Here is a 12627-nt window from a genome sequence, read left to right on the forward strand (position 1 = left end):
TTACGCGTTGTGGAATGGCGATGTTGCGATGCAATCGAGAATAGTGTCCGCTACAGACATCTTGGATCCGGTTGCAGTATCCAGAATATCGCCACCAGCAGCTAGGACGGTGACGGTGTTACTTTCTGTTCCGAAACCTTGTTCCCAGTCGACCTGATTGAGGACCAATAAATCGCACCCCTTACGGGCTAGTTTTTCCTGACCGATTCGAATCAGCTCTGTTTCTGTTGCTGTTTCTGCTGCAAAACCAACAATGATTTGCTGTGTTGATTTGGACGAAACCAATTCTTTGAGGATGTCTGGATTTTCAACCAGTGTGAGGTGAAGCTCTCCCCCGTTGTCAGCTTTCTTCAATTTCGAACCAGAGACAGAATCCATGCGATAGTCAGAAACAGCCGCTGCCATGATGACAACGTCAAAATCAGCTGACATTGACATCACTTTTGCATGCATCTCTGCAGCAGTGGAAACAGTAACAAGAGAGACACCAGCAGGGGCTTCAACTTCGAGATGAGCTGCTACGAGAGTGACCTCAGCACCACGGTTCGTTGCACGTTCAGCGAGTGCAACTGCCTGTTTACCCGAAGAGCGATTTCCAATGTAACGAACAGGATCGAGTGGCTCACGCGTACCACCGCCGGTAATCAAGATTCGCTTACCAAGGAGGTCATGATGGGCCTCTCCAGAAACAGCCTCATAAGCTTCCCTGACGATGTCTTCAGGTTCACACATTCGTCCAGGGCCAGAATCTGAACCTGTGAGTTGTCCCACACCAGGGCCAACTACGACAACCCCACGAGAGCGCAAAATGGAGATATTCGCCTGAGTTGCAGTGTTTTCCCACATCTCTGTGTGCATTGCAGGAGCAACAACGAGTGGGCCGCGACGAGCGAGAACGGTATTTCCCAGAAGATCTGGAGCTAATCCAGCTGCAAACTGGGCAAGTGTGTTCGCTGTTGCCGGAGCGACGACGATGACATCTGCTTGCTGACCCAAGGCAACATGGCGAACTTGTGCAACATCGTCATACAAACCCACGTGTACGGGGTTACGACTGAGTGCTTCAAGCGTAGGGCGACCCACAAATTGCAGTGCAGCTTCGGTTGCAATCACATCAACATGGTGTCCGTCTTTGACGAACTCGCGAACGACAGAAACTGCCTTATACGCAGCAATGCCGCCGGTAATCCCGACGACAATGCGTAATGGTGTGCGCGACACTTCAGGTGTCGTTTCGAGAGTTAGGCCGAAAGTGGACGAGCGATCAGCTTGTCTTCGTTGATTTCATGCAGAGCAACGGAGAGTGGCTTGTCGTCAATATTGGAGTCAACGAGGGGGCCGACGTTGTCGAAGAGGCTTCCTTCGTGCAGGTCAGAGTAGTAATCGTTGATTTGGCGAGCACGCTTAGATGCGAAGATAACCAGTGCGTACTTTGATTCAACCTTCGAGAGCAGGTCGTCGATTGGTGGGTTGATGATGCCTTCGAGCTTGGTAGCCATTTTTACTCCTTGATAAGTCCCATTAAGTCTACGACCTGTTGGGCAGCTTCGGTGACGTCTCGGTTAATGATCCGAACGTCAAACTCATCTTTTGCAGCAAGTTCGCCGTATGCGGTTTCTAATCTGCGTTGAATTTCTTCTTCAGATTCAGTTCCACGTTCACGCAAACGTCGAACAAGTTCATCCCAATCGGGAGGCAATAAGAAGACAAGTCGTGCCTCCGGCATAGTTTCGCGAATCTGCCTAGCCCCCTGTAGATCGATCTCCAAAAGCACACTTCTGCCCTGAGACAGTGCATTCTCTATAGGTCCACGAGGTGTTCCGTATTTGTGTTGACCGTGGACTTCCGCCCATTCCAGGAGTGTTTCTGAATAAATCATGGCGTCGAATTCTCCATGATCGATGAAGTAGTAGTTCACTCCATCTATTTCTCCTGGGCGAGGATCGCGCGTGGTTGCAGAGATGGAAAGATGAACTTGTGGATGATTCCGCACAATGTGGCTCACAACTGTTCCTTTGCCCACACCAGAAGGACCTACCAGAACAACAGCTTTCGGCGCCCAAGATTCGTTACGTTTTGCTTGGTAAGAAAGAATCCATTTACGCAATCCTGCACGCTGATGCTTTCCCAACCCCCCGAGGCGTTTTCGTGGAGAGATATCTAACTCTTCAAGAATGCGAGGAATTTTATTCACCCCAACACCGCGCAATGATTTCAAGAAATCCGTGACCCGGATAGTTGCTTCCGAAGAGGAAGGATCAATCGTGGCAACAACAAAAACGTCTAACGCAGATCTGCGGCCCTCAAAAACATCTGCCTTGATTGCAGCACGTTTGCGACGTGCCACGACTCCCGCCTGCGCTGCAGCGCGGCGGTCGACCTCAGGCATGACGTTAGGCAAGGGCGGAAGCAACCTCTCCTGCGCGACGAGTGACTGATTCAACTACGCCCTCACGCCCAGCTGAAAGCACACTTCTCGTTTCTGACACAATCAAGTTTGTCGAGAGGTTTCCGAACAAACTCTTGGCATCCTCTACGCGAGCACCCTGGAAACCGAAACCCGGTGCTAGTACAGGCAAGGCTGGATAGTCATCAGACTGAATACCCAAGCTGGGAAGGTTGAGAGTTGCACCTAGAACTGCACCGACAGAGTTGTGTGGCGTCGCTTCTGTTGCCCACCTGGCAACGTCACTCAACATGGCAGCCGCGACGGTCTTACCCTGATGAACACCTTGGGTTACCTGTGCAGTCTGCAACAGTGCTGCTTCCGGGTTACTGGTCGCGGCAAGAATAAAGACACCCTTATTGTTCGAGAGGGCATAGTCAACAGTCTGAGAAAGTGCACCTGAACCCAAGTAGGGGCTGACAGTAATGGCATCAGATTCCAGATTCCATCCAGGTGTCAGCCATGCTTGCGCATAGGCCTCCATGGTGCTGCCAATATCACCACGCTTGCAGTCTGAGATGACTAACAAGCCAGCTTCACGCGCTCGACGAATGATGTATTCGAGTGCTTCCATGCCTTTGGCGCCATGACGTTCATAGAAGGCAACCTGAGGCTTGATAATGCCCACATGTCCAACACAAGCATCAATGACACGAAGGGAAAATTCGCGCAGGCTCACAAAGGTGTCGTCAAACTCCCACTCGTTGAGCAGGAACGGGTGTGGATCAATCCCCACACACAAGTGCCCAAACTGCTGGAAAGCAGCTTGGAGACGGTCTCCGAAACCTAGTTCATTCATACGATAGCCAAAGCCTCACGACGCTTGATGGCGTATTCCTGCAAACTACACACATCAAAACCTTCGCGGATTGTGTCGATAGATGCAACAGCAGCACTGACCTGAGCCATGTTGGTAAACAATGGCTTATCGGCAGCAATAGCTGAAGCACGAATCTCGTAACCATCAGCGCGAGCGGCTGAGCCACTTGGAGTGTTGATAACGATATCGACCTCGTCACGGTTAATGAGTTCCACAATGGTGTCATCACCGAGCTTTGCGCTGACCTTTCCAATAACTGTTGTAGGAATACCGTTGCGCTGAAGAATTTCTGCCGTGCCTTCGGTCGCCACAATGGTGAAGCCTAGTTGCGAGAATCGAAGTGCAGGCAAGATGATGTTGCGCTTGTCACGATCGGCAACTGAGATAAATACAGTTCCCGATGAAGGCAAACCACCATATGCGCCAGCCTGAGCCTTTGCAAAGGCAATGGGGAAGTTCACATCCATACCCATAACTTCACCAGTTGAGCGCATTTCTGGGCCGAGTAGGGAGTCCACAACCTTACCTTCAAGAGTGCGGAAACGCTTGAACGGAAGCACAGCTTCCTTCACCGCGATGGGTGCATCCATAGGAACAACAGAGCCATCTTGAACCGGAAGCAGACCCTCAGTGATTAGATCCCGAATACTCTCCCCCACCATGATGCGGCTCGCTGCCTTGGCCAGTGGAATACCCAAAGCTTTTGAGACGAAGGGAACAGTACGAGAAGCACGTGGGTTAGCTTCAAGGACGTAGAGAACTCCTGCACCAATCGCGAACTGAACGTTGATCAGACCCTTGACGCCGATTCCCTTGGCAATAGCCAAGGTTGCTTCACGAACGCGGTCGACATCCTTCTTGCCCAAAGAAATGGGTGGAAGAGTACAGGCAGAGTCACCAGAGTGAACACCAGCTTCTTCAATGTGTTCCATCACACCGCCGACATAGAGTTGTTCTCCGTCATAAAGTGCATCTACGTCAATTTCGATGGCGTCATCGAGGAAGCGATCGACCAATAGTGGTGAATCTGGACCAACAATGGCTTGGCCATCGATGCGCACGAAGTAATCGCGAAGAGTGGCGGTATCGAAGACAATCTCCATACCGCGTCCCCCGAGCACATACGACGGACGCACAAGAACGGGATAGCCGATTTCCTCTGCAACCTTCACTGCACCTTCAACATCTGTTGCGGTTCCATTTCGAGGAGCAAGCAGGTTAGCTGCGTCCAAGATACGGCTGAATTCACCACGCTCTTCGGCAAGGTCGATAGCTTCTGGTGTGGTTCCCAAAATGGGCACACCTGCAGCCTTGAGACCCTTTGCGAGACCAAGAGCGGTTTGACCACCGAGTTGAACAACAACTCCGACAAGTTCACCCGACTGACTCTCTGCATGAATAACCTCGAGAACATCTTCCAAAGTGAGGGGCTCGAAGTAAAGGCGATCACTGGTGTCATAGTCGGTTGAAACGGTCTCGGGGTTGCAATTGATCATGATGGTTTCATAACCAGCATCTGAGAGCGCAAATGATGCGTGGACACAGGAGTAGTCAAACTCAACACCCTGGCCGATACGGTTCGGGCCAGAGCCGAGAATTACGACCTTTTTTCGATCACTCGGCATCACCTCTGTCTCGAGGTCATAGCTTGAGTAGTGATATGGGGTGAGGGCCGGAAACTCTCCAGCACACGTGTCCACAGTCTTGAAAACAGGGCGAATATTGAGGGCGTGACGCTGGTTGCGCACCTCTTGCTCGTTCAGACCGCGAAGCTCTGCAATTTGAGCATCTGAGAAACCGAAGTCCTTGGCGTAGCGAATGACAAATGCATCTAGAGAAGGCGCTGCCTGCACTTCAGCAGCAACTTCATTGATCAAGATAATCTGGTCAATGAACCATGGGTCAATCTTGGTTGCATCAAAGACCTGTTCCAGAGTTGCACCCTTACGAAGTGCCTGCTGAACAGTCACAATACGTCCGTCAGTAGGAATCTTGGAGATAGTAAGCAGTTCATCAACAGAACGGGTTTCCTCACCCCAGTGGAAGGAGCTTCCACGTTTCTCCAACGAACGCAATGCCTTCTGCAATGCTGTGGCATAGTTGCGACCGATAGCCATTGCCTCACCAACAGACTTCATGGTGGTGGTCAATGTCGCATCTGCTGCAGGGAACTTTTCGAACGCAAAGCGAGGAACCTTCACCACGACATAGTCAAGGGTTGGCTCAAAGGAAGCAGGAGTCACCTTGGTGATGTCGTTGGGGATTTCATCGAGGCGATATCCGATAGCCAACTTCGCAGCAATCTTGGCAATAGGGAATCCTGTTGCCTTTGATGCCAGGGCTGAGGAGCGAGAAACACGAGGGTTCATCTCGATCACAATGACACGGCCATCCTTGGGATCGATGGCGAACTGAATGTTACAACCACCCGTGTCCACGCCTACGAGACGAATGATTTCAATACCGATATCACGCAAGTTCTGGTACTCACGGTCCGTAAGTGTAAGAGCAGGTGCAACAGTGATGGAGTCACCGGTGTGAACACCAACGGGGTCAACGTTCTCAATCGAACAGACTACAACAGTGTTGTCGGCGGTGTCGCGCATCAGCTCGAGTTCGTATTCTTTCCATCCCAAGATGCTCTCTTCGAGGAGAACTTCACTGGTTGGGCTGGAATGAAGGCCATCACCAGCGATGCGGATGAGATCTTCCTCGTTGTAAGCGAAACCTGAACCCAACCCTCCCATAGTGAAGGACGGACGAACAACGAGTGGGTAACCCAAATCCTTAGCTGCTTCGATGCATTCTTCAAGAGTGTGTGCGATGTAGGACTTTGCAACATCAGCGCCAGAGGCAAGAACTAGGTCCTTGAAAATTTGGCGGTCTTCACCCTTACGGATGGCTTCAACCTTGGCGCCGATGAGCTCAACACCGTGGCGCTCAAGTGCTCCATTTTCGTGGAGAGAAATTGCAGCATTGAGAGCTGTCTGACCACCAAGGGTGGGCAGAATTGCATCTGGCTTTTCCTTAATGATGATTGCTTCAATGACCTCAGGCGTGATGGGCTCAACGTAGGTGGCATCAGCGAAGTCGGGGTCCGTCATGATGGTGGCAGGATTCGAGTTAACCAGGATTACTCGAATACCCTCTTCACGTAGCACACGGCATGCCTGTGTACCTGAGTAGTCAAACTCACAAGCTTGACCGATCACAATAGGACCGGAACCAATAACGAGGACGGAGTTGATGTCTGGACGACGTGGCATTAGTTCGATGCTCCCGAGATAGTAGAGGATGCGAGGACCATGTCGCGGAAACGGTCAAAGAGATAGTTGCTGTCATGAGGTCCCGATGCAGCTTCTGGGTGGTACTGGACAGAGAAAGCATTGATATCTAGGCAACGCAAGCCTTCAACAACCTGGTCGTTCAGGCTGTAGTGGCTTACCTCGACGCGGCCGAATCCAGCTGGAGAGTCAAGAACCCCCTCAATGGGAGCATCCACGGCGAAACCATGGTTCTGGCTGGTGATTTCAACTCGACCTGTTGCCTTGTCCAAAACAGGCTGGTTGATACCTCGGTGTCCGAACGGTAGTTTGTATGTGCTGAAGCCAAGCGCGCGTCCTAACAACTGGTTGCCAAAGCAGATACCGAAAAACGGGATTCCAGCCTTCAGAACGGTTCTTAAGAGTTCAACATGTTTATCACTTGCTGCTGGGTCGCCAGGGCCGTTGGAAAAGAACAAAGCGGAGGGCTTCATGGCAAGAATCTGTTCAGCAGTCACGGTCTGTGGCAGGACATGAGCATCGAATCCGCGCTCGGCGATGTAGTTGACAGTAGAGGTCTTGACACCGAGGTCAAGGATTGCAACAGAACCGATCTTCTCCCCCACTGCAGGAACGACATATTCTTCCTGAGTTGAGACCTGGGCAGAAAGATTCTTTCCAGCCATCTGGTCAGCTTCGAGGACCTTAGCGAGTTGAATATCAGCAGACTCGGCCGCAGCTGCTCCAGAGAAGATTCCCGCGCGCATAGCTCCCTTTGATCGGATGTGACGAGTAACTGCACGGGTGTCGATGCCTTGAATACCGACGATGCCTTCGTGTTCAAGGTCGTTATCGAGGCTTCGTTCTGCACGAAAGTTTGAAACAATGCGTGACGCATCTCGAACGGCATAACCGGCGACCCAGATACGACGAGACTCCATATCCTTATCGTTCATGCCCGTGTTGCCGATGTGTGGGGCGGTCATCAGCACAATCTGACCTGCATACGAAGGGTCGGTTAGTGTCTCCTGGTAACCAGACATGCCTGTAGCAAAGACGATTTCACCGAAGGTGGCTCCTTCAGCGCCATAAGCACGTCCTTCGTAACGTGAACCGTCCTCGAGTACTAATACGGCATTGGGGGTCGTGAGACTCACGAGGCTACCTCTTTCGATGTGGCGTTGGGGAAACTGGTGGTCAGTGCGTTCTCGCATGCGAGACGAACCTCAGGAATGGAGAATCGGAAGAAGGATGTGAACTCTACGAGTTCTTGCGTGGTGGTGTCCCACGCAGACCATGAGATCGCGGTCAGTCCGTCTTTCTCAACTGCCTTGTCGATGGCAACCTGTGTGCGGTGAATCTGAAGGATTTGGGCTGCAGGGATAAAAGTAGGCTTTTCACCACGAGGAGCAATGGTCACACCATCACGACTGACCAATATATGAGCATCGGCTCGAAAGGATAATCCTGGCAAGGTCACTCGCTGGAGAGGATCCACGGCAAGAGTCGTTGCGACATAGAGACCAGAGAATTCTGCAGGAGCGTTGCTGTGGTTAACCACGGAAGCACCAGGGACTACAACCTGAAAACGTGCGTCGCGAGCTACTCTCTTGCGCCATGAAAAAGTCATCCCTGTAATTGCCAGTACGACAAGTGCAAGTACGAGTACTGTGACGATTATGTTATCCACGTGCCACCAACTCTGCATGTGCAGCTACGGTCTCTGCATCTAAGACATGTCGCTCTGTCGCGGTGAGGTATCCCTGGTGGATGGTTGCTACAACTTGACCTGCAAGCTCGATACCGAGGTATGGAGTGTTGTGAGAAAGGCCTGCCAAATCTTCAACACTGAAGTTGCGGCGCGTAGATGGATCAACAAGTACAAGTTCAGCCTGAATACCTGGCTCAATCTTCTGCCCGTGTGTCGTGAGACCACCGATACGAGCAGGGGCTTCTGACATCACTCGCGACACCTCTGCCCAGCCGATTAAGCCGGTTTCAACCATCGTTGTTTGGACAACGGCCAGAGCAGATTCGAGACCAACCATGCCAAAAGCTGCAGCGCCCCATTCGCAATCCTTGCTCTCAACTGGGTGTGGAGCATGGTCAGTAGCGACAATGTCAATGGTTCCGTCAGCAAGGGCTTCACGCAGTGCCATCACATCTTCAGCGCGACGCAGAGGCGGGTTTACCTTGAAGCGAGCGTCATAACTTTCAGCACGTTCGTCCGTCAGGAGCAAATGGTGAGGTGTGACTTCAGCGGTGACATTAATTCCACGCTTCTTTGCCCAGCGAATGACATCGACAGAACCCGCCGTAGAGAGGTGGCAGATGTGTAGACGAGAGTCAGTATGTTCGGCCAGGAGAACGTCGCGAGCAATGATGGATTCTTCAGCAACTGCTGGCCAGCCTGCCAAACCGAGGCGAGCGGAAACCTCACTTTCGTTCATCTGTGCGTCAACGGTGAGGCGTGGTTCTTGCGCGTGTTGAGCAATAACGCCGCCAAATGTCTTCACATACTCAAGTGCACGTCGCATGATGAGTGGGTCAAAGACACACTTTCCGTCATCGGAGAATACGCGGACTGCTGCGCGTGAGTTAGCCATGGCTCCTAACTCAGCAAGCTGCTGGCCCTCCAGGCCTTTCGTAACTGCACCAATAGGGCGTACGGTTGCATATCCGGCTTCATCACCTAGCCGAAGCACCTGTTCAACGACACCTGCGGTGTCCGCAACTGGAAGTGTGTTTGCCATGGCAAAGACGGACGTGAATCCACCCAGTGCCGCAGCTTGTGTACCTGTAAGTACTGTTTCTGACTGCTCGTATCCAGGCTCACGAAGGTGAGTGTGGAGATCAACCAAACCGGGAAGCACGATGAGACCTTCAGCATCAATCTTCGTCGCAGAGACAGAGCTGAGGCCTTTGCCGACAGCAGTTACGCGAGTCCCTTCAACCAAGATGTCTGCCCGAGAACCATCTGGGAGGGTCGTTCCAGTGATGAGTAAATCTGGATTAGTCATGAGTTACCTCTCGTTCACCGGTGAGAACCATATATAGCGCTGCCATGCGCACAGAGACACCATTGGCAACCTGTTCTAACACTGTTGATTGTGGGGAGTCCGCTGCTACAGAGCTAATTTCTAGGCCGCGGTTCATGGGGCCGGGGTGCATCACCATTGTTTTTGCTGGAAGTGAGAAGAACCGCTCCTGGGTGAGTCCCCACATATTCGAGTATTCGCGCTCGTTGGGGAAGAAAGCATCGTGCATGCGTTCTTGCTGGATACGCAACATCATGACAACGTCAGGTTTGCTCTGAGCAAAGGCGTCGTCGAGGTCGTAACTCACCGACACTGGCCAGGTGTCGACTGCGTGAGGCAGAAGTGTGGGTGGAGCCACGAGTTGCACCTCTGCACCAAGTGTTTGCAACAGCCACACGTTAGACCGCGCCACGCGAGAGTGCAGGATATCCCCCACGATTGTCACTTTGATGCCGTCGAGACCCTTACCGCGTGAAGAGGCACCATGTATACGCTTGCGCATGGTGAAGGCATCAAGAAGTGCCTGTGTAGGGTGTTCGTGGGTACCATCTCCAGCGTTGATGACGGGAGCATCAATCCAGCCGCTTTGAGCAAGTACTTGTGGAGCTCCTGATGCGCCGTGACGAATGACGACCGCATCAATTCCCATTGCTGCCAGGGTTTGAGTTGTGTCCTTGAGGCTTTCGCCCTTAGACACGCTTGAACCTTTTGCTGCAAAATTAATGACATCTGCAGAGAGTCGCTTCTCAGCAGCTTCGAATGAGATTCTGGTGCGAGTGGAATCCTCGAAAAAGAGATTTACCACCGTTTTTCCACGCAATGCAGGAAGTTTTTTGACCTCCCGGTCGTTGACTGCTGACATATCTTCAGCAATATCGAGGAGCTGAATAGTGTCTTCACGTGAGACATCGCGAGTACTCAGGAGATGTTTCAAGCGCTCATCACCTCTTCGATTTCTACGCCATCTTCACCGTCATGTTCCACAAGACGAACATTGATGCGCTCGCCGTGTGCAGAGGGAAGGTTCTTACCAACGAAATCAGCACGTATGGGAAGTTCTCTGTGTCCACGATCTGCAAGCACTGCCAAACGAACGACTTTAGGGCGCCCGAGGTCAGTGAGAGCATCTAGTGCCGCTCGAACAGTGCGGCCACTATAAAGGACATCATCGACCAAGACGACTGTCGCATCATCTATGCTCACGGGGACTTCTGTGGGCGCTGTGGAACGGGTGGGTTGCTGATAGAGGTCGTCACGATACATCGTGACGTCCAAAGACCCAACGGGAACTGAATTACCGGGAACGATGGATTCGAGAATAGACGCAAGGCGATGTGCGAGAGTAACACCCCGTGTAGGAATGCCAAGAAGGATCAGTGACTGTACGCCTCGATTCGATTCGAGGATTTCGTGAGCAATCCGCGTCAGTGCGCGTTGCATGTCAGTCGCCTGCATGATGGTTCGTGCAGTCATTCTGACCTCCTTCCCCGCCTCTCTGGACGGAAATTAAAGGATGTCTAATAGTCTTAGTGTATCAGTTTGCCGTGGAAGCGATAGTAGCTAACAAACCATTTACAAATCCGGCAGATTCGTCCGTTGATAAGGTTTTGGCAGCTTCAACAGCTTCATCAACAGCGACTGCCGCTGGAACGTCAGTGTTGTAAAGAATTTCCCACACAGCGATGCGAACTATGGCACGATCAACCGCAGGCATACGCTCTAAAGACCAACCACGGGAATAGGTTTCAATGGTTTCGTCGATTTCCACACCGTGGTCAATGACACCGTCGATGATTTCGCGAGCGTAGAGCCACGAAGTTGCACGATCGGGTTCGTTTGCTGCTCTTTCTGCTTCCGCTTCAAGAGCTTCTGTCAGTGAGATATCTCTCACATCAGCAGAAAAGAGCACATCCAGTGCGCGCTTACGCGCTTTTGTTCGTGCGCTCATGAATTAGTCGTTTACGCGACCCTGGTAGGAACCATCGCGCGTGTCAACCTTCACCTTGGTGCCGATTTCCAAGAACAGTGGGACCTGGATTTCTAGACCTGTTTCAACTGTCGCAGGCTTGTTGCCACCGGTCGAGCGGTCACCCTGCAGACCAGGCTCGGTGTAGGTGATTTCGAGAACAACTGTTGCGGGGAGGTCAACATAAAGTGGAGAACCTTCATGCAACGCAATTTGAACATCCTGGTTTTCCAGCATGTAGTTTTTTGCATCTCCGACAACTGCAGCTGAAACAGGAAGCTGTTCGTAGTTGTCTTTATCCATGAAAACATACTCGTTGCCATCGTTGTAAAGGTATTGGAAGTCGCGACGATCAACATTTGTGATGTCAATCTTTGTGCCAGCGTTGTAGGTCTTGTCGACGACTTTGCCAGTCATGAGGTTCTTCATCTTGGTGCGGACGAAAGCACCGCCCTTACCAGGCTTTACATGCTGAAACTCGATGATGGTCCAAAGTGCACCATCGATGTTGAGAACGATTCCGTTCTTTATGTCAGCAGTCGTTGCCATGAGTAATCCTTAAGATGTGAGTAAACGCGGTTGGGCGCTTAGTTTTCAGCGCCCAAAAGACAATTCTATGTCTGGACTGAAGGGTAGAACGAAACCTCAGAAATTAACGGGTGAGTTGTGTGAGCGCTAGACGGTAGGAATCAAAACCAAATCCAGCAATGACGCCTGTTGAAACTGCGGAAATAACACTGTTATGGCGGAAAGCTTCACGAGCATGAGGATTGGAAATATGAACCTCAATAAGCGGGATACCCGCACTAGTTACCATTGAAACTGCATCTCGCAATGCATATGAGTAGTGGGTGAACGCGGCGGGATTCAAAATAACCGGTGTGCGGGTGTCCGCTGCTTCATAAAGCCATGACATGAGTTCTGGCTCAGAGTCTGTTTGGCGCACATCAACTTCAACACGTGGTGCGTCAGAAGCAAGTACCTTGCGTAAATCATCAAGATTTTGAGAACCATAAACTTCTGGCTCTCTGGTTCCCAGACGACCAAGGTTGGGTCCGTTCAGTACGAGTATTCTTGCCATGAAGTTAGACTAA

General features: G+C 51.6%; 13 protein-coding genes. All 13 read right to left on the bottom strand.

Going from position 1 to position 12627, the window contains the following annotated elements; all coding sequences use genetic code 11:
• Positions 1–1221, bottom strand: coding sequence for a bifunctional phosphopantothenoylcysteine decarboxylase/phosphopantothenate--cysteine ligase CoaBC (gene coaBC, locus AURUGA1_RS04175; RefSeq protein ID WP_114129007.1), 1221 nt, complete (start codon positions 1219–1221; stop codon positions 1–3).
• 20 nt (positions 1222–1241) lie between these two features.
• Positions 1242–1499, bottom strand: a complete 258-nt coding sequence (gene rpoZ, locus AURUGA1_RS04180; protein ID WP_114129008.1) for a DNA-directed RNA polymerase subunit omega — start codon at positions 1497–1499, stop codon at positions 1242–1244.
• 2 nt (positions 1500–1501) lie between these two features.
• Complete coding sequence (gmk, locus tag AURUGA1_RS04185; protein WP_114129009.1) at positions 1502–2389, bottom strand: guanylate kinase; 888 nt, start codon at positions 2387–2389, stop codon at positions 1502–1504.
• 4 nt (positions 2390–2393) lie between these two features.
• Positions 2394–3245: an orotidine-5'-phosphate decarboxylase gene (gene pyrF, locus AURUGA1_RS04190; RefSeq protein ID WP_114129010.1), complete on the bottom strand. Its 852-nt coding sequence runs from the start codon at positions 3243–3245 to the stop codon at positions 2394–2396.
• On the bottom strand, positions 3242–6532 hold the full coding sequence (carB, locus tag AURUGA1_RS04195; protein WP_114129011.1) for a carbamoyl-phosphate synthase large subunit: 3291 nt from the start codon (positions 6530–6532) through the stop codon (positions 3242–3244). Before carB ends, pyrF begins: the two co-directional genes overlap by 4 nt.
• On the bottom strand, positions 6532–7686 hold the full coding sequence (carA, locus tag AURUGA1_RS04200) for a glutamine-hydrolyzing carbamoyl-phosphate synthase small subunit (RefSeq protein WP_240187338.1): 1155 nt from the start codon (positions 7684–7686) through the stop codon (positions 6532–6534). Before carA ends, carB begins: the two co-directional genes overlap by 1 nt.
• The gene (locus tag AURUGA1_RS04205) at positions 7683–8219 is read right to left on the bottom strand and encodes a hypothetical protein (protein ID WP_114129013.1); all 537 of its coding nucleotides are present in this window, start codon (positions 8217–8219) and stop codon (positions 7683–7685) included. Before AURUGA1_RS04205 ends, carA begins: the two co-directional genes overlap by 4 nt.
• Positions 8212–9549, bottom strand: coding sequence for a dihydroorotase (locus AURUGA1_RS04210; RefSeq protein WP_114129014.1), 1338 nt, complete (start codon positions 9547–9549; stop codon positions 8212–8214). The genes AURUGA1_RS04205 and AURUGA1_RS04210 overlap by 8 nt, the downstream gene beginning before the upstream one ends.
• Positions 9542–10501, bottom strand: a complete 960-nt coding sequence (locus AURUGA1_RS04215; RefSeq protein ID WP_114129015.1) for an aspartate carbamoyltransferase catalytic subunit — start codon at positions 10499–10501, stop codon at positions 9542–9544. The genes AURUGA1_RS04210 and AURUGA1_RS04215 overlap by 8 nt, the downstream gene beginning before the upstream one ends.
• Complete coding sequence (gene pyrR / locus AURUGA1_RS04220; protein ID WP_114129016.1) at positions 10498–11040, bottom strand: bifunctional pyr operon transcriptional regulator/uracil phosphoribosyltransferase PyrR; 543 nt, start codon at positions 11038–11040, stop codon at positions 10498–10500. Before pyrR ends, AURUGA1_RS04215 begins: the two co-directional genes overlap by 4 nt.
• Positions 11041–11101: 61 nt before the next feature.
• Positions 11102–11515 (bottom strand): transcription antitermination factor NusB, encoded by a 414-nt coding sequence (gene nusB / locus AURUGA1_RS04225; RefSeq protein WP_114129017.1) that lies wholly within the window; start codon positions 11513–11515, stop codon positions 11102–11104.
• 3 nt (positions 11516–11518) lie between these two features.
• Complete coding sequence (gene efp, locus AURUGA1_RS04230) at positions 11519–12082, bottom strand: elongation factor P (RefSeq protein ID WP_096381045.1); 564 nt, start codon at positions 12080–12082, stop codon at positions 11519–11521.
• A gap of 103 nt (positions 12083–12185) precedes the next feature.
• The gene (gene aroQ / locus AURUGA1_RS04235; RefSeq protein WP_114129018.1) at positions 12186–12614 is read right to left on the bottom strand and encodes a type II 3-dehydroquinate dehydratase; all 429 of its coding nucleotides are present in this window, start codon (positions 12612–12614) and stop codon (positions 12186–12188) included.
• Between the last annotated feature and the right edge of the window lie 13 nt (positions 12615–12627).

It is taken from the genome of Aurantimicrobium sp. MWH-Uga1 (assembly GCF_003325955.1).
GTDB lineage: Bacteria > Actinomycetota > Actinomycetes > Actinomycetales > Microbacteriaceae > Aurantimicrobium.

Bases quoted from the DNA above. Each gene is read 5' to 3' on its own strand.
- rpoZ (WP_114129008.1), bottom strand. From the start codon at position 1,499: ATGGCTACCAAGCTCGAAGGCATCATCAACCCACCAATCGACGACCTG.
- pyrF (WP_114129010.1), bottom strand. From the start codon at position 3,245: ATGAATGAACTAGGTTTCGGAGACCGTCTCCAAGCTGCTTTCCAGCAG.
- aroQ (WP_114129018.1), bottom strand. From the start codon at position 12,614: ATGGCAAGAATACTCGTACTGAACGGACCCAACCTTGGTCGTCTGGGA.
- pyrR (WP_114129016.1), bottom strand. From the start codon at position 11,040: ATGACTGCACGAACCATCATGCAGGCGACTGACATGCAACGCGCACTG.
- efp (WP_096381045.1), bottom strand. From the start codon at position 12,082: ATGGCAACGACTGCTGACATAAAGAACGGAATCGTTCTCAACATCGAT.
- AURUGA1_RS04210 (WP_114129014.1), bottom strand. From the start codon at position 9,549: ATGACTAATCCAGATTTACTCATCACTGGAACGACCCTCCCAGATGGT.
- gmk (WP_114129009.1), bottom strand. From the start codon at position 2,389: ATGCCTGAGGTCGACCGCCGCGCTGCAGCGCAGGCGGGAGTCGTGGCA.
- nusB (WP_114129017.1), bottom strand. From the start codon at position 11,515: ATGAGCGCACGAACAAAAGCGCGTAAGCGCGCACTGGATGTGCTCTTT.
- carB (WP_114129011.1), bottom strand. From the start codon at position 6,532: ATGCCACGTCGTCCAGACATCAACTCCGTCCTCGTTATTGGTTCCGGT.